The organism is Murimonas intestini, from assembly GCF_024622195.1.
In the GTDB taxonomy this organism is placed as follows: Bacteria; Bacillota; Clostridia; order Lachnospirales; family Lachnospiraceae; genus Murimonas; species Murimonas intestini.
Window position 1 is genome coordinate 407,680 of sequence record NZ_JANKBI010000001.1, and the last position, 18,053, is coordinate 425,732.

Consider the following 18,053-nt stretch of genomic DNA (forward strand, 5'->3'; position numbering starts at 1 on the left):
TTGTTTATAAAAAATGTCAATGATCTTCCTTTGTTTCTTTTCGCTTTCAGAGCATCAATCATTGAATCATCTTTTCGGCCAAAGCTATCCTGCAATTCTTTTTATAGAATGCAATTCCATAGCATAAGACTTTTGTATACCCATCTCTGACCAGATCTTCTTCATAATTCTTCATTTCAATCTGTTCGATCGCCTGTCTGCTTTTCGTTTCCATATCTGCATAGCTTGCCGCCACTTTTAACTCAAGAATAACAACCGGCTTCTTTACCTCCATGCTCTTGAGGCAAATATCGTATCTGCCGTCCCCGGCTTCTCTGTTTGAATAGGCGTAATAATCTTCCATCCCATTCAGCAGGCCCATCATAAATCCATGATAAAAAGATTCCTTCGTATCATAAAAGCTGATTCCTTCTCTCAGCATCTGTGATATGGCATCTTCAAATTCTGGTACATTCCCCTGCAGCATATTCTTATAAAATTGTGAAAAGTCTTTCTTTTTTACTTTTTGTTCAAACCATGACAACACTGTGTTTATATAAATATACCGAACCTCTTCATTTGGGATACTCATGGAAATATACCGTATATTATTTTCCATGCGCTCCCCGGTTTTCTTCAAATAACCTGTGAAAAACAGAAAATTCCACAGGTTATCCTGTGATTTATCCGGTTCCATATCATCATAAGTGATATCCTCATGGACAGGCTTTTCTATATTATCCCCTTGAATCAATGCTTCTACTTCCTGCTTTACCCGGAAATCTGCGCCTTCTATCAGCGCCCTAACTATACTATTGGAGCTGGTATTCGACCAGAACGGCTGAGGAAGTGCCCCCTCCTGTGCCCATATCTGCTCCACATAATTAATCACGCTCCAAGGATTATACACTTCTGTTTCCCCAAAGAAATAGCCGTTATACCAGGATTTAACCGTCTCTGCATAATTGATCCTATCGAAAAATTCTAACATTTCTTCTACTTCTTTTTGGGTAAAACCAAAATGCTCCGCATAAGTCGGATTTGTAATAGAAATGGTTTTCAAGTTATTCAGTCCGGTAAAAATGCTTTCCTTCGAAATCCTGAGACACCCTGTGATAACCGCAAATTCCAAATTTTCATTCGTTTTCAGTGCAGATTCAAATAAGGAACGGATTGCAGGAATCATTTCATCATAAAAGCCTCCAAAATATGCATTTTCCAATGGTACATCATATTCATCAATCAGAATGATAGTTTTCCTGCCCGTACATTTCATCATACAGGCAGATAAAAATCTAAGTGCATCCAGATAATCTGCGTCTGCTCCGTCTACATCACGGATCGCACGAAAGCGCACCTTTTCCGCCTCCGTCAGCTTATCAAGCTCTAACACAAAATCTAATCTGCGGAATTCCTCTGCAATCATTTTTTTCATCTGAATATAGGATAATTCATAGCTTGCCTGCTTCATAGATTTCAGTGAAAGGCTGATCACCGGATACCCTGACATATGCTTTGTATATTCATATCCTGCATTTATAATAGCCAGTCCGCTAAATAACTTCTCTGCATGATAGCTGTTCATCTCAAAAAAACACTTAAGCATGCTTAAGTTCAGTGTCTTGCCAAACCGTCTCGGCCTGGTAAATAGATTCACTTTGCCTTTCATATCCAGCAATTCCTTGATAAATAAGGTTTTATCTACATAATAATACCCTTTTTCAATCATTTCTTCAAAATCGTCCACACCTATTGGCAGCGGTTTAAACGGCATGTACCCACTTCCTCTCAATAACATATCTTGTCTTATTACAGAATCCTTATTCCAGAATCGTTCCACTGCAAAAAGTATAGCATAGATATTTAATTAAATATAGCTATTTTCCTTTTATAATTGATACATAATTCCACAAATTTGTGTAAACGTCAACATGAAAGCAGCCCTGACTTATTTCTGATAAAATACCATATGCCAAAGCAATCCGCCAAAAACCAACCTACAGGCACTGCCCACCATATCCCAACCATACCGATGGACGGGACTGCTGAGAGCACATATGCCAGCAGCACCCTGCTCCCCAGTGAAATGACTGTCAAAACGATCGACATACCTGCACGCCCCAGGCCCCGGTAAAATCCATACAGCAGAAAAAGTATCCCGATCCCTGCATAAAAAGCCCCTTCTATCCGCAGATACTGGACACCGATCCGTATGATCTCTGTCTCCTCAGCTTTTACAAATATCAGCATGAGGGGTTCTGCTAAAATGCAGACACACGCTGACGCAGCCGCACAGAAAATGACTGACATGGCAAAGGCCGTCCTTGTCCCCTTATGTATCCTGTCGGCTTTCTTACCGCCGTAATTCTGGGCGATAAATGTAGAAAATGCATTGCCGAAATCCTGTGCCGGCATGTAGGCGAAGGCATCGATCTTTACAACAGCTGCAAACGCGGCACTGGCATAAAACCCAAAGCTGTTGACCAGCCCCTGGACCATGAGGATGCCAAAATTCATGATTGACTGCTGGATGGCTGTAAGCGATGAGTTGCTGATTATATATGACAGCAGCGCCTTATCGTACCGCAGGTGCTTCTTCTGAGGGCAAAGCCATCTTGCTTTTTTAAAGAAATAGATCATGATACCCGCGCCTGAAAAGATCTGGGATATAACCGTTGCCCAGGCAGCGCCTGAGACTCCCATATGGAAACAGACAATAAATATAATATCAAGCGCTATATTCATCAGGGAGGAGACTGCCAGGAAGATAAGCGGAACAACCGTATTCCCGATACTCCTCAATATAGATGTAAAAAAATTATAGACGTAGACCGCCATAATTCCTGTAAAGATCACCCGCAGATATTCTCTGGTAAATTCAGCCGCCTCTGCCGGCACATTCAGCCAGACTATAAAACTGTCCAGCAGAAGAAAGGAAGCAGCCATGATCACAAATGCCACGATAAAGATAAACACAAGGGAATTTATGATCCCAGTCTTCAGGTCATCCATGCGCCGCGCTCCGTACAGCTGGGCAAAAACTACACTGCTGCCCATACACAGGCCTATAATAATGGATGTCAGCAGCACCATAAGCGAATAGCTTGAACCCACCGCCGAGAGGGCTGCAGCCCCCACCGTTCTTCCTACAATGAGAGTATCCGCCACATTATACAGCTGCTGCAGCATATTTCCAAGTATCATGGGCAGACTGAAAAGCACCAGAGATTTTCCTATTTTTCCTTCTGTCAGATTTCTGTTCATAGTTTTATATCTTCTTCCGGGCAAATTCTGCCGTATACTTTTCACGGAATCCAAGGCTGTCATAAAGTTTCCTGGCATAGTTTCCCGTCACGCACCAGAGTATGACAGAATTATAACCGCGGTCAAAAATCTGATTACAAAGATACATGGTCATCTTCCTTCCGATTCCCTGTCCCTGAAGATCAGACCTCACCGCCACCCCTTCTATTTCATTATCTGATATATGTCCAAATCCGGCGATACGCCCGTTCTCTGTATAGACAAACCTGCCGGAGGCATTTTCAGCCCAGTCTCTTTGTTCCTCTTCATTTGGCTCCTCTATCTTTGCATCCGGAAAATCCCCCACCCGGACATTCATCTCATAAAAAGCCTTCTGGATAAGTTTCTGGCTTTCTATATAGTCATCGTCCCTGTATCCTCTGACAGGAAGCTCCTCCAGCTCAAACCGGCCGCCTGTATATTCCATATATGACGATGAAAAGTTTCTGTTAAAACCGTGCTTTCTTGCAAACCTTAAAGCACCGCCGTCATTTCTGTTAAACGATGTCATAATGCTCTCTGTTCCGAATTTGTAAAGCCTCTCCTGGGCATATGCAAGCATTTCGCTCCCAATACCTCTTCCCCGCCAGTCGGGATCTACAAATATAGCCAGATACGAGCAGGATATGTCCTCAGCCAGCTGTATCACGCCTACAAGCTCTGTGCCAAGATATGCCGCAGTTATTAATTCTGTTTCATTCTCAACAGCATCCAGAAAATCACCTATATTATCCTCATCCCTGTGCAGCAGTACTTTTAAGGCTTTTGCATCTTTCTCTGTTATTCCCCTGTACTGAAGTTCCATACTATTTTCTTCCTCCTCTTATCTGTGCAGCTTCAGCCAAAGCTGCACATTAGTATCTCTAATTATATATCATACGGCATATTAAGACAAGCAAAATGCAAATATACGTTCTTTCACTTATAAAAGAATTGCATATATTTTAAAAACGAAGTATAATGTGCGGAGAATATGGATACGTGTCCAAGTACATGTAATGCCGCAGAAAGGAGGGTCTATATGAAAAGAGCAGCCTGGTTATTTATAACAGCATTCCTCATGTTTTATCTGCTTTTCTTTATAAAGTCAGACATGCAGAATAACATGTCTGATAAATACGTAACCTCTGCGGCTGTACAGGTGCCTTCCCGCAGCTTGGATGTTTCAGGCATCACCTCTGTCTCTTTCCCCTCCAGCCCTTCTGTTTTGATGCGGGGCCAGACACTCACCCAGGAGCTCTCAGACCTCCTGGAAGAGAAAAATATCAAAAATCCGCTTTTTGCGGCTGTATTTGTTGTCTTATTTCATTTTCTGTCCCTGAGGGGCAGGGATGTCCTGTGCCTGTTTCTGTCTGTTTATCTGATTTTTTCCTGCAGCCTTATGAACCAGGTCTGCATCATACACAGATCCGATGGCAAAAAACGTGCTGTTTTCTTCTGATATATATTGATCATTTTTGAAAGTAAATATTACGGAGGAACAGTACATTGAAAAATAAAAAAAATCATATCTGGATGGCGCTGTCAGTGATCGCAGCGTTTATTTTGCTTACCATTTTTGGCGCTGGCGATGATTTCAAGGGAATCCGGGACATGCGTTTTGGGATCGATATCAGGGGCGGCGTGGAAGCCGTATTCGAGCCTGCCGGCACAGCCAAAGTCCCCTCTGAAAAGCAGCTGGAGGCTGCCCGGAATGTCATCGAGAGCAGGCTTGATGCTGAAAACATCACAGACCGTGAGGTCACTGTGGACAAAAGCGAAGGCCACATTATCGTAAGGTTTCCGTGGAAATCAGATGAAAAGGAATTCAACCCGGAAGCAGCTATCTCAGAGCTGGGCGAGACGGCAAAGCTCACCTTCCGTGATCCAAAAGGGAATATTCTCGTGGAAGGCGAAAACGTAGCTGACAGTTCTGTCACCAGAAACAGAGATACCGGCGAGTATGAGGTTGCCCTCCAGTTTGACAGGACAGGCGCCGAAGCTTTTGCCAAAGCGACACAGGAGCTGGTTGGAAAGCAGATGGGCATCTACATGGATGAGCTTATGATCTCTAATCCTAAAGTCAACCAGGTCATCACAGGAGGCCAGGCTGTCATAAACGGCATGGAAAACTACGATGCTGCCAAAGCCCTATCCGACAAAATTAATTCCGGGGCTCTCCCATTTTCTATGAAGACTAGTAATTACAATACCATCAGCCCCACACTTGGCAGCCAGGCGCTGAAAACCATGGTCACGGCATCAGTAACAGCTATAATCCTGGTCATTATCTTTATGGTCAGTATTTACCGTCTTCCCGGGATCATCAGCTGCCTGACTCTGATCTTCCAGATGTGCCTGCAGATACTGGCGCTCTCCATTCCCCAGTACACTCTCACACTGCCGGGCATAGCCGGACTCATTCTTTCTGTGGGAATGGCTGTAGACGCCAATATTATTATCAGTGAACGGATTGGGGAAGAGCTGAAAGAAGGTACAAGTATCCGGGCAGCAGTAAAAAAAGGATATCAGCATGCCTTTTCATCTGTGCTGGACGGCAATCTGACAACTGCCGCTGTCGCTGTCATATTAATGATATTTGGCTCAGGCACAATGCTGAGCTTCGGATATACACTTCTGACAGGTGTCATTATCAATCTCCTGGCCGGAGTATGGATGTCCAGATTTATGCTTGAATCCGTGATACGCTATAATAAATTCGACAATATTAAGCTGTTCCGCAGAAAAAAAGAACGCAGAGTGATACAGTTCGCAGCTAAAAGAAAATGGATCTTTCTGTTCACAGCCTGTGTCCTTATAGCAGGAGCTGCCGTGACAGGAATAAACGGAGTGAAGCTGGACACACAGTTCACAGGAGGTGTAGTACTCAAATACACTTATTCCGGGGATGCTGACGCAGACAAGATCAGTGAGGGCATAAACGCGGCTCTGGGACGCCCTGTCAGCGTACAGACATCACAGGATACCGCCACAGGTGACAAAAAGCTGGTCCTGACCCTGGCCGGCAACAAAGGCATCAGCCCTGAAGAGCAGAAACAGGTGACAGATGAGATCAACAGGAACGGAACGACTAAATATGAGCTGTCAGAGACTTTCGCCGTGGAACCGTATATTGGTGCAAAAGCATTAAAAAATTCAGTTATTGCCATCGTTCTGTCCTCATTATTCATTATCGCCTATATCTGGGTGCGCTTTAAATCGCTTTCAGGCCTGTCAGCGGGCGTATCAGCTGTGATCGCCCTGATGCACGATGCAGCGCTGGTATTTTTTGTATTTGGAGTCTTTAAAATACCTGTTAATGATGCATTTGTTGCGGTTACCCTGACAATCATAGGCTACTCTATCAATGATACTATCGTACTTTATGACAGGATCAGAGAGAATCTTTGTAAAAGTAACCGCGGAAAGAATGAAAGCCTGTGCGGACTCGTTGACAGGAGCATCACCGAGACTCTGGGCCGTTCAGTGAAGACGGCATGCACCACGGCAATGTGTGTTGCAGTCGTACTTATATTTTCGGTCATTTACCACATAGAGTCTATACGCATCTTCTCTCTGCCCCTCTTAGTGGGCATTATAAGCGGGTGCTATTCATCAGTCTGTGTTGCAGGCCCCCTCTGGGTCACATGGAAAGAATTCCGCAGCAGGAGAAAAAAATAGACAGGTACGTTATATACGCAGAGATCACTTGCCCGGTCTCTGCGTATTCTTTTTTCTGTATTCACCCGGTGTCAGCCCTTTTGCCTTTTTAAAAATCTTTCCAAAATAAGCGCTGTTCGAAAACCCTGTCTGTTCAGCCACCCATGTAACAGGCGCATCTGTTGTTTTTAACAGCCTGGCTGCCATCTCGGTCCTGTAATCCATCAGGTATTCATAGGGTGTTGTACTGATGCACTGCTGAAAACACCTGAGGCACTCACGCTTGCTGACTGCTGCAGATAATGCAATATCCGCAAGAGATACCTTGTTTTGATAATTCTGCTGGATAAAAGACATCATTGTCTGTATCCTGTCCTGGCTGATCTGCTTTACAGGCATTTGCCGGCTCTCCACTTCCTTTATCTCTTCCAGAATAAGCAGCCAGATATCTGAAAATATGTTTCTTGTCTGAAACTCTGTATCTTCTGTTTTCTGCATATAAGCTGCCTGCTTCAGCTTTGTCAGGATCTCCCGCTGTCTGCCTGTCCCACCCCTGATTTCTAAGATATCCAGGTTTTTATTCTGAAGGACGGGATCCAGGTACTTTGTAGAAAATCTGCTTTTAAAATGCCCTCCCAGAAAAATAGGGTGAAACAGATGTGAGTCAAGTACAGCCGGTTCACTCCCATTGACATTTTCCATTGTACATAAGACATTGCTATTGATAAAAAATGCCTCATTTTTCCCAAATTCACAGCTCTTATTTGCAGTGACAAGCTTTACCTTCCCGCTTACCACATAGTCAAATTCAAGCTCCTCATGCCAGTGCCACGGAATATCTGTCACCTTTAAATCCGCATAATGATACACATAAGGATAGTCTGCATACAGCCCTTCTATCTCTTCCAGCTGATTCCCCCTGACTCTGATTTCCATCTGTACCTCCATTTTCCCTGCGCTTTTGGCGGACCGTGAATAATAACTTTTCTGGCCATAAAATCATATAATCTGGCTATAATACTATATAATTATGGTCTTTATTTCATTATAATTATATTATGATTATTCGTCGCCTTTACAGCTACATTATAATACAGAAAATGATTGGAGTAAAGAAAGTTACTGGTCACGGAATAAACAGTAACTAAAGAAAAGGAGGGGAAATCATGTATTCCGAAACTTTTAGAAAGCTAAAACTGTATAAATCCATTTATCCCGGTGAATTTGAGACTGTTACGAAAAAAGAACTTGATAAGATATTACTGGAGACTGATCACAGATATGATGAAAAACCCTTTTCTGATGCCTCAACGGCCCGGACGGGCGGGCCGCTGCCCAAAAGCCGGAACAGCTTTTAGATTATTTATGATATGGCTCGTTTGAATTGATGCGGTATGCCCTGTAGATCTGTTCAAGCAGAATAACCCGCATCAGCTGGTGCGGGAATGTCATATCAGAAAAACTGAGCAGGCAGGCTGCCCGCTTCAGGACATCCCCGTGCAGCCCCAGGGACCCGCCTATGACAAAAGTGAGATGGCTTTCTCCGTTTACTCCCAACTTCTCTACCATCTCCGCAAATTTTTCAGATGTCATTTTCTGGCCCTGGATCGCCAGCGCTATTACGTAAGAATTATCCCGGATGCTTTTGAGTATCCGCTCCCCTTCCCTGGCTTTTATCTGCTCTGCCTCCAGGGGGCTGGCCTTATCAGGCGTCTTTTCATCAGCCAGCTCTGTTATATCCAGCCTGCAGTACCGGCCGAGTCTTTTGCTGTACTCTTTTATGGCTTCCGTCAAATATTTTTCTTTTATCCTGCCGACAGCTATAACTGATATCCTCATCCTTCCCGGACCTGGTAATCAAAGCATGCCCGTTCACACGTCACGCTCCTGACATATTTTCCTGCCTCCACATGTGCCGGATGAACTGCATAATTATTAAGCGCCTCCTCCGACTCATACTCCCCAAACAGCATAACATCTCTGTTGCTGCCATCCAGGCTGTCCGTTTCAATTCTAAGGGAGATCACACCCGGGATCACTTCTTTCAGTGGTTCCAGGATCTCTCTCATTTTCTCACCCGCTTCTTTTCTCTGCTGCGGGTCAAGCTGTTCCTGAAATTTCCATAACACTATATGTTTTACCATTTCTATATTCCTCCTAAAATTCAGATTGACGCAGGTGTATAGATTCAACAACAGGATGCCATGAAATCACGGCATCCTGCTTATAATATCATTTTTTATCAGAAAGAAATTCGTGGATCCCTTTCGCTGCAGCTTTGCCTGCACCCATAGCCAGGATTACTGTAGCAGCTCCTGTCACGGCATCTCCGCCTGCATATACGCCTTCTTTGGAAGTTTTTCCTGTCTCTTCATCAGCAATGATACATTTACGTTTATTAATGTCAAGTCCTATTGTTGTGGAAGAGATAAGAGGATTCGGTGAGGTTCCCAAGGACATGATAACTGTATCCAGTTCCATCTCGAACTCAGAACCTGGGATCTCCACAGGACGCCTTCTTCCTGAAGCATCCGGCTCACCCAGCTCCATGCGGACACATTTCATGCCCTTTACAGCATCATTCTCATCTACAAGAATCTCCACAGGATTTGTCAGGAGATCCATGATCACGCCTTCTTCTTTTGCATGATGTACTTCCTCCACCCTGGCCGGAAGCTCCGCCTCACTTCTTCTGTAGACGATATGTACCTCAGCGCCGAGACGCAGAGCTGTTCTGGCAGCATCCATAGCAACGTTTCCGCCGCCGACAACCGCCACTTTTTTGCCTCTTGCGATAGGTGTATCATAATCATCCAGAAATGCCTTCATCAGGTTATTTCTTGTCAGATATTCATTGGCAGAGAACACACCGTTTGCATTCTCCCCCGGGATTCCCATAAACATGGGGAGTCCTGCTCCGGAACCGATGAAAACAGCCTCAAATCCTTCATCATTAAGCAGTTCATCTATTGTAGTAGATTTGCCTATTATGACATTCGTCTCAATCTTGACGCCCAGAGATTTAACATTCTCTACTTCCGCAGCAACAACCTTGTTCTTCGGAAGACGGAATTCCGGGATACCATAGACAAGCACACCGCCCGGCTCATGGAGCGCTTCAAAAATCGTGACATCATATCCAAGCTTTGCCAGATCTCCTGCACATGTAAGGCCTGCAGGTCCTGAACCGATGACAGCTACCTTGCGGCCGTTTGCTGCTGCAGGCGCCGGAGGTTTGATTCCATTTTCTCTTGCCCAGTCTGCCACAAAACGCTCAAGCTTTCCGATAGATACAGGCTCGCCTTTAATACCGCGGATACATTTTCCTTCACACTGGCTCTCCTGAGGACATACACGGCCGCAAATAGCCGGAAGTGCGCTTGACTCTGAAATAATCTTATAAGCCTCTTCAATATTTCCTTCCTTCACCTCATGGATAAATGCCGGTATATTGATGGATACAGGACATCCGCCGACACATTTTGCATTTTTACAATTAATGCAGCGCGCTGCCTCTTCCATAGCCTCTTCTTTATTATATCCTAAACATACTTCCTCAAAGTTTGCAGCTCTCACCTTTGGCGCCTGCTCCCTTACCGGAACCTTTTTTAATACATCAGCCATTATTCGTCACCTCCGCAATTTCCACATCCGCCGTGATGTGTGTCTCCCTCGCGAACCTTCAGGAGCGCTCTTCCCTCTTCTGTCTTATACATCATCTGCCTCTTCATCGCTGCATCGAAGTCGATAAGATGTCCATCAAATTCCGGTCCGTCCACACAGGCGAACTTCACCTCATCCCCTACTGTCAGACGGCATGCGCCGCACATTCCTGTCCCGTCTACCATGATCGGGTTCATGCTGACGACTGTCGGGATATTCAGCTTCTTTGTTGTCATGCAGGTGAATTTCATCATGATCATAGGACCGATGGCAACACAGAGATCATATGATTTTCCTTCATTCTGGACAAGGTCCTCTATCACTTTTGTTACCACGCCTGTCCTGCCGTAAGAACCGTCGTCTGTTGTAATATATACATTTCCAGCCACTGCCTTCATCTCGTCTTCAAGAAGGATCAGCTCCTTTGTACGCCCTCCGATGATGACATCTGCTTCAATGCCATGCTCGTGAAGCCACTTAACCTGTGGATATACCGGGGCAGCGCCTACTCCGCCTGCCACAAAGAGAATTTTTTTCTTCTTCACTTCTTCCAGGTCATCTGTACACAGCTCAGATGGTTTTCCCAGCGGACCTACAAAGTCTCTGAAGGAATCTCCTGCTTTTAATCTCGTAAACTTTTCTGTGGATGCTCCAATTGGCTGGAATACGATGGTGATCGTTCCCTCCTCCCTGTCGTAATCACAGATTGTCAATGGAATCCTTTCTCCCTTTTCATCCTCCTTTGCGATGATGAATTGTCCCGGGAGACAATGCTTTGCTATCCTCGGTGCTTCCACTACCATAAGGTAATTAGGACCGGTCAGCTTTTCGGCTTTCTTGATCTTGTACATGGCTTTCCTCCTGCTATTTGTAAGATATTTCAGTTATTTCAATCTTTAAGCTTGCTTATTAGTATAAGACAAACTATCTGAAATTTCAATAGGTTTTTAAGCTGCATAACTAATCAGACGTATTCTTCGATATACTGTTCAAACTCTTCCTGAGACATAAGCACCTTCCTGGGCTTTGTCCCCTCTTCCGGTCCCACTACCCCTGCGTCAGAGAGCTGGTCCATAATTCTGGCGGCCCTGTTGAAGCCTATTTTGAATACTCTCTGGAGCATGCCGATAGACGCCTTGTCTTTCTCTATAATGAATTTACCTGCTTCCGCAAAATATGCGTCTACCTCAGAGCTTCCCCCGGTCTGGTCCGCTGCCTGCTGGACTTTACTGATCTGCTCCTCGATCTCTCTGCTGTACGCTGTTATATCATTTTTCTGGGTCAGGAATTCCACTACGGCACCAACCTCTGAATCGCTTACAAATGCTCCCTGCACTCTGGCAGGTTTCTGGTACCCCTGGGGATAGAAAAGCATATCGCCCTTGCCCAGAAGCTTCTCAGCTCCATTCATATCTATGATCGTCCTGGAATCCACGCCTGAGGATACTGAAAAAGCTATCCTGGAAGGCATATTTGCTTTGATAAGCCCTGTGATGACATTTACAGACGGCCTCTGGGTAGCAATGATCAGGTGTATGCCTGCTGCCCTTGCCAACTGGGCCAGACGGCAGATAGAATCCTCCACCTCCCCCGGCGCCACCATCATCAGGTCTGCAAGCTCGTCTACAATTATAACGATCTGTGGCAGCTTCTTTGGTTTGTTTTCGTCCTCTATATCCTTTATTGCTTCGATCTTCGCATTATACCCCTTCAGATCCCTTACATTATATTCTGCGAACTTCTGATAGCGTTCTGTCATCTCCGCCACTCCCCAGTTCAGCGCTCCCGCTGCTTTCTTAGGATCTGTGACTACCGGTATGAAAAGATGAGGGATTCCGTTATAGACACTCAGCTCCACCACCTTCGGGTCGATCATAATAAGCTTAACATCCTCAGGATCCGCCTTATACAGAATACTCATGATGATTGTATTGATACATACAGATTTTCCAGAGCCTGTGGCGCCTGCTATGAGCAGATGGGGCATCTTGGCAATATCTGTAACCACAACTTTTCCTCCGATATCCTTGCCCACCGCAAAGGCCAGGCTGGACGGAAAATTCTTAAATTCATCAGTATCCAGAAGTTCTCTGAGGGGAACAGCAGTATTTTCGTGGTTTGGCACTTCTATGCCCACGGCTGCCTTGCCCGGGATAGGCGCCTCTATACGTATGTCTGCTGCAGCCAGATTCAGTTTGATGTCATCAGCCAGATTCACGATGCGGCTTACCTTAACGCCCTGCTCAGGCGTCAGCTCATAGCGCGTCACTGCCGGACCGCAGCTGACATTTGACACTGTCACATTCACTCCGAAGTTATGGAGCGTCTGCTGCAGCTTCACAGCAGTCTCCCTGAGTTCACGCTCTATATTGCTGCCTTTTGTGCGTCTTGGCTTTTTCAGCAGATCAATGGGCGGGAATACATATTCAGGTTTTACTTCCTGCTCACTCTCCAGGATCTCCGCCTCCACACTGGCAAGCTCTGCTTCCTGCTCCGCCCTGGATGATTTCGGGTTTGCCTTCTCCCTCCTGGGATTCTTCATTTCTGAAACTGCCCCAGTCTCTGCGGCATCTGTCCGTGCCGCTTTCCCGCCGCCTGCAGGCCCTTCAGATAAAGGTTCAGCAAATATACCCTCCTCTGAGACAGGATCTTTAAAAACTGGTTCTTTATATGCCGGTTCTTTAAATGCTGGTTCTTCAAACAAAGGCGGCTGTTCATCAGGCTGGGGGGCTGAATACGCTGAGTCCTCCGCGCTTCCCCCCAGACCCTCTATCTTTATCTCTGAAGCTATTGCTGCCAGGTCCATGGAGCTGTCTGTCTCCTCCTGCCAGTCAAGTTCACCTCTCAGTTCATCAGGCACCTTTACTGATGAGGCCTTTGTCTGGAAATCCCGCACCTTCTTTGTGCCCTTTTTCTTCATGATCTCTTCTGCCTTATAAATGCCGAAAATATCAGGTATAGACGGACCACCCTCCTGAACCGGGAATTCTTCGATCTTTGCCCCTGACGAAGGCGCCCCGACTTCATGGAGATCCTCTTTCTTCCTTCCTCCGTCTTTTATAGATGTATCAAGAATGACGCCTGTGACCTTTTTATCAAGGCGCAGCTCCTGGAATTTTTCAAAATTCGCTTTTTCCTGTTCCAGACGTATACGGTCTTCTTCCAGCCTTTTTTGTCTTTTAAGCTCAGCCTCTTCCCTGCGGATCGCTGCTTTTTCTTTCCTTCTGGCAGCATCCTTTTTCGCACTGTCATAAACTTTTGTTGTACTTGTGTGCATCTTTGCAAACAGCGAACGCTCTGTGATCAGCACCACTGAGATCAGCGCAAGGACCACCAGTATGACATATGCCCCCACCAAGCCGAGAGCCGGGCAGAAAGCCTTGCACAGAAGGCCTCCTATAAGCCCTCCGCCTGTCTTGTACTGTGAACTCATGTTATAGAAGTCCATGATCTTTCTGGTACCGTCAAACTTATTCACTATCAGCTCAAAAATCGCACTGCAGCTTATGAGCAACAAAAAAACAGCGCCTGTCTTCAGCCAGGCGATTCTGTTTCCTTTATTCGACAATGCAAAAGCCACCGTGAAAAATAATACGAACGGCAGCAGATATGCTACAAATCCAAACAGTCCAAAACAAAAATCACTGATTGCATCTCCTGCAAACCCGCCGAAACCAAAATTGCTTATCAGAATGATAATAGACGCTGCCAGAACTACCCATAACAGGATCTCGTCCCTTAACATGGTATCTTTTTTGGCCGCCGGCTTCCTCCCCCTGTTTGAAGCGGCTGCCTTTCTCGTTCCTGTCTGACTCTTCCTGCCTGCGCTGCTTTTCGCTGCTGTTGTCTTCTTCGATGTTGGTGCCTTCTTTTCTGCTGTTTTCGTTGCTGTTTTTCTCGCTGTACTATTATTCCCCTTTGCTTCTACAGCCATCAATGAATCTCCCCTTAATAAATGATGAAATGTCCTGCAATTGCCATAATGCCTATTATAAAGCAGTAAATTGCAAAACCTTTAAATTTCTTTTTACGGACTACTACAAGCATAGTCTTAATGCAGACATACCCTACAAGGCCGGCAGCCACAGCACCGGCAAAATAAGTCCCCACCAGTCCCGGGGTGACAGCCTCACTGCCTATATCCTTCAGTTCCAGCACTGCCGCACCTAAAATGGCAGGAATAGACATGATGAATGAGTATTTGACAGCAAACTTCCTGTCAAATCCGCTCATAATGCAGGCAGCGATCGTGGTCCCTGAGCGTGAAAGGCCCGGAAGCGTAGAGATACCCTGGCATATACCAATTATGAAGCCATTGGAATAACTCACGTCCTTTGGCACCTTATGGCCGTCTTCCGATATGTCTGCCACTATCAGAAGCACACCTGTCAGTATAAGGCATACACCTGGAACTATCAATGTCGCACCGGCGACACTGACAAGATGCCTGCCAACATACCCTATTATCCCTGTTGGGATAGTAGACAGGATGACAAGCACAACAAATTTTCTGTAATTATTCTTTACTATCTTTCTGTATCTCAGAGCCTGGTCATATTTGCGGTTATTCAGCCAGGTCTTCAGATTGTGGAAAAGATCGGCGCAGATCCAGACTGCCTCACGGATCATCCTCCACAGATCCTTCCAATATACTACACATACTGCAATTAATGTACCCACATGGAGCATGACATCAAATAAAAGTCCGCCTTCTGTGTTGATATTAAAAATATTCTGTAATATGGCAAGGTGTCCGGAACTGCTCACTGGCAGGAATTCCGTTATTCCCTGCACGATGCCTAAAAATATGGACTGTAAAACTGACATGCCTTCCCTCCTCGTTTCCGGCATGAAAGCCGAAAACTGTTAAAATACCTGATATCTCTCAACATTATAGCACACTCATTCGAGATATACAAATCTTTTCTGAGGAAAGGTTTCTTCTTTCGACAATATCTGCTATTGTCTGTTCTGTATGCGCAGGCGCTCTCCGCCCTTTGGATCGCTCTTCTATTCTTCGTCTGTCCCTTTATTTTTCCTGCTCTTATTCTCTATTATCATGCTGTTAAGTTTCCCAAGGGCTTCTTTTATTCCCCCTACTTCGTTGATAAGCCCTTCCCGCACAGCATCATCTCCTACCAGGATCGTCCCCAGGTCTTTTGTGAGCATGCCGGTGTTCAGCATAAGCTCCTCCAGGCGCTCTCTGTTGGCCCTGCTGTGATCTGCCATAAAGCCGAGGATCCTGTCCTGCATCTGCTTAAAATAATCATAAGTCTGGGGCGCCCCTATCACCATTCCATTCATCCTCACAGGATGGATCACCATTGTCCCTGTCTTGACAATATAAGAATAGTCTGTGGAGACTGCAATAGGTCCCCCTATGGAGTGGCTGCCTCCCAGCACGAGTGAGACGGTGGGTTTGCTGAGGGATGCGATCATCTCAGCGATGGCCAGGCCTGCTTCCACGTCACCGCCTACTGTATTGAGCAGCACCAGCAGACCTTCCACTTCATTGCTGTCCTCAATTGCAGCCAGCTGCGGCAGCACATGTTCGTACTTTGTTGTCTTGGCATTCGAGGAAAGGCACTCATGTCCCTCTATCTCTCCTATCACACTTAAGAGGTGTATCTTATGGTTAAGCGAAAGCTGTCCGAATTCCCTGATCTCCTCTCTCTGTTCTTCCTTTTTTTCTTTTTCCTGCGCGGCATTTTCCTTATTATCATCCCTGGCTGCTTCATAGTCTTCTTCCAGGATCATTCTTTTCATATCAGACATTTTAAAGGCTCCTTTACTTTTTTTCCTTATCATGCCCTGAAATATCTGATTCTAAACCAGGGTACAGAACAAAAAAGGAACCTCAACATCCCTCTTGATGTGACAGGTTCCTCATTTGTATGAATCATTCTGCTAATTCTAGTTTAAGTAAAAATATTTTTCCTTTAATTCCCTGACCATCCTGATATAAAGATCCTTGCATCTGCTGTTCTCGTTTTCTTCAATCATTTGGATACACGGCCTGAGATATTCATTCCAGACATCCTTGTATATTTCATCATGGTTTTTACGCTTATTGATATGCTTTACAATAGTGGGGGCCACGTCATAATATTCCTTGATCACAGCTTCCCCGTCCGGCTGGCCCATCAGGAAATTGTCCCTGTAATTGCGCAGCAGCGTCAGTTCATAGCAGTCATCCGGCTTTCCAAAGCTTTCACAGACTGCTGTAGTGATATAGCACCATTTTTTGTGGAAGCCTTTTTCAATATTCTCGTATTCGGAAGCCTGGATATTTGTCTTGGGAAACTTTTTCTTCCACGCTTTGACCAGCTTATCCGCCAGCTTCTCAGAAGATTCCCCTTTAAATTCCAGTACGGCCGGCAGCACATAGACTGCCATACTGATATTGTAATCTACCAGCAGCTTTTCCTGCTGGCTTTTTTTCGGAAGGCCGTATACCTTATCCCCTGCGGCATCCACAAGGGCATTCGCCATGTTTTCTAGAAACTGTTCCTTATCTATCACGGACAGATATCCATTTTCAATCGCGTCATAGGTCACGAGGTTTTTCTCATAGTATTTCTTAAATGCTCCCTCATATGTATTCTTCCTGAAATTCTCCATGGGTGCTTCTATTTCCAGCAGCAGCCGGGGCATGCCTTCAATACCTACTGTATAAAAATTCATACGCTTCCTCCCTATCGGATGTCTCAGTTACTATTATTCATCCCAGTTGTGATATACATTCTGTACATCATCATCTTCATCCAACAGGTCAAGTGTCCTCTGCAGGTTCTTTACAGCATTTTCATCTGTCAGCTCCACATAATTCTGGGGAATCATGGTTACCTCTGCTTCAGCCATGGGAATGCCGGCCTTTTCCAGAGCCTCCCTCACAACTGAAAAATCGTCCGGATCTGTTATCACCTCATAGCTGTCCTCTTCCTCAGAAAAGTCTTCTGCTCCCGCATCCAGCGCCAGCATCATCAGATCGTCAGCATCCATCTCACACTCTTCTTTATCAATAATGATCTGTCCTTTTTTATCAAACATATAAGATACGCAGCCCTGAGTACCAATGCTTCCGCTCCCCTTTGTAAATGCACTTCTCACATTTGCGGCAGTACGGTTCTTATTATCTGTCAGAGCATCCACGATTATAGCGATCCCACTTGGGCCATAGCCCTCATATGATACATACTCATAATTCACGGATCCTGCATCCCCGGCAGCCTTTTTAATGCCTCTGTCTATAGTGTCATTTGGCATGTTATTTGCCTTTGCCTTTGCGATAACGTCACGGAGCCTGCTGTTGTTGTCAGGATCTGCCCCTCCTTCTTTTACTGCCACTGCCAGTTCACGGCCGATGATAGTAAATATCTTTCCCTTTGCCGCATCATTTTTCTCTTTTTTGTGCTTGATATTTGCGAATTTTGAATGTCCAGACATATTTTATACTCCTTTTCTATCCT

Annotated in this window: 16 protein-coding genes; 3 read left to right on the top strand and 13 right to left on the bottom strand. The window is 45.3% G+C overall.

Annotated features, from left to right (window positions below):
* Positions 1-58: 58 nt before the first annotated feature.
* From NSB28_RS01940 to NSB28_RS01950, 3 genes are all read right to left on the bottom strand, one after another.
* On the bottom strand, positions 59-1,753 hold the full coding sequence (locus NSB28_RS01940; RefSeq protein ID WP_109624461.1) for an AAA family ATPase: 1,695 nt from the start codon (positions 1,751-1,753) through the stop codon (positions 59-61).
* 152 nt (positions 1,754-1,905) lie between these two features.
* Positions 1,906-3,243 carry an MATE family efflux transporter gene (locus NSB28_RS01945; RefSeq protein ID WP_109624460.1) on the bottom strand — a complete coding sequence of 446 codons (1,338 nt, stop codon included), beginning with the start codon at positions 3,241-3,243 and terminating at the stop codon, positions 1,906-1,908.
* 4 nt (positions 3,244-3,247) lie between these two features.
* Positions 3,248-4,087, bottom strand: coding sequence for a GNAT family N-acetyltransferase (locus tag NSB28_RS01950; protein WP_109624459.1), 840 nt, complete (start codon positions 4,085-4,087; stop codon positions 3,248-3,250).
* A 216-nt stretch (positions 4,088-4,303) separates the two neighbouring features.
* On the opposite strand from NSB28_RS01950, the gene NSB28_RS01955 reads away from it, so the two are divergent.
* Both NSB28_RS01955 and secD read left to right on the top strand, forming a co-directional pair.
* A complete protein-coding gene (locus NSB28_RS01955; protein WP_109624458.1) occupies positions 4,304-4,723 on the top strand; it encodes a hypothetical protein in 420 nt (139 codons plus the stop codon).
* A gap of 47 nt (positions 4,724-4,770) precedes the next feature.
* Entirely contained in the window at positions 4,771-6,942 is a 2,172-nt protein-coding gene (gene secD, locus NSB28_RS01960) for a protein translocase subunit SecD (protein ID WP_109624457.1), read from the top strand.
* Between the two features lie 24 nt (positions 6,943-6,966).
* Here the strand turns inward: secD and NSB28_RS01965 are convergent, their stop codons facing one another.
* Positions 6,967-7,857, bottom strand: a complete 891-nt coding sequence (locus tag NSB28_RS01965; RefSeq protein WP_257497398.1) for an AraC family transcriptional regulator — start codon at positions 7,855-7,857, stop codon at positions 6,967-6,969.
* 230 nt (positions 7,858-8,087) lie between these two features.
* On the opposite strand from NSB28_RS01965, the gene NSB28_RS01970 reads away from it, so the two are divergent.
* A complete protein-coding gene (locus tag NSB28_RS01970; RefSeq protein ID WP_109624455.1) occupies positions 8,088-8,279 on the top strand; it encodes a hypothetical protein in 192 nt (63 codons plus the stop codon).
* A gap of 1 nt (position 8,280) precedes the next feature.
* On the opposite strand, the gene rlmH is transcribed toward NSB28_RS01970, so the two are convergent.
* The 9 genes from rlmH to NSB28_RS02015 form a co-directional block, all read right to left on the bottom strand.
* Positions 8,281-8,760 (bottom strand): 23S rRNA (pseudouridine(1915)-N(3))-methyltransferase RlmH, encoded by a 480-nt coding sequence (gene rlmH / locus NSB28_RS01975; RefSeq protein ID WP_109624454.1) that lies wholly within the window; start codon positions 8,758-8,760, stop codon positions 8,281-8,283.
* On the bottom strand, positions 8,757-9,065 hold the full coding sequence (locus NSB28_RS01980) for a Dabb family protein (protein WP_109624453.1): 309 nt from the start codon (positions 9,063-9,065) through the stop codon (positions 8,757-8,759). The genes rlmH and NSB28_RS01980 overlap by 4 nt, the downstream gene beginning before the upstream one ends.
* 88 nt (positions 9,066-9,153) lie before the next feature.
* Positions 9,154-10,545, bottom strand: coding sequence for an NADPH-dependent glutamate synthase (gltA, locus tag NSB28_RS01985; protein WP_109624452.1), 1,392 nt, complete (start codon positions 10,543-10,545; stop codon positions 9,154-9,156).
* Positions 10,545-11,435 (bottom strand): sulfide/dihydroorotate dehydrogenase-like FAD/NAD-binding protein, encoded by an 891-nt coding sequence (locus NSB28_RS01990; protein WP_109624451.1) that lies wholly within the window; start codon positions 11,433-11,435, stop codon positions 10,545-10,547. The genes gltA and NSB28_RS01990 overlap by 1 nt, the downstream gene beginning before the upstream one ends.
* A 113-nt stretch (positions 11,436-11,548) precedes the next feature.
* Positions 11,549-14,518 carry an FtsK/SpoIIIE family DNA translocase gene (locus NSB28_RS01995; protein WP_109624450.1) on the bottom strand — a complete coding sequence of 990 codons (2,970 nt, stop codon included), beginning with the start codon at positions 14,516-14,518 and terminating at the stop codon, positions 11,549-11,551.
* Positions 14,519-14,532: 14 nt separating this feature from the next.
* Positions 14,533-15,411 (bottom strand): undecaprenyl-diphosphate phosphatase, encoded by an 879-nt coding sequence (locus NSB28_RS02000; RefSeq protein ID WP_109624449.1) that lies wholly within the window; start codon positions 15,409-15,411, stop codon positions 14,533-14,535.
* A gap of 183 nt (positions 15,412-15,594) precedes the next feature.
* Positions 15,595-16,341, bottom strand: a complete 747-nt coding sequence (locus tag NSB28_RS02005; protein WP_243134648.1) for a ClpP family protease — start codon at positions 16,339-16,341, stop codon at positions 15,595-15,597.
* 156 nt (positions 16,342-16,497) lie between these two features.
* Entirely contained in the window at positions 16,498-17,268 is a 771-nt protein-coding gene (locus NSB28_RS02010) for a CFI-box-CTERM domain-containing protein (protein ID WP_109624447.1), read from the bottom strand.
* Between the two features lie 33 nt (positions 17,269-17,301).
* Complete coding sequence (locus tag NSB28_RS02015; protein WP_109624446.1) at positions 17,302-18,030, bottom strand: YebC/PmpR family DNA-binding transcriptional regulator; 729 nt, start codon at positions 18,028-18,030, stop codon at positions 17,302-17,304.
* Between the last annotated feature and the right edge of the window lie 23 nt (positions 18,031-18,053).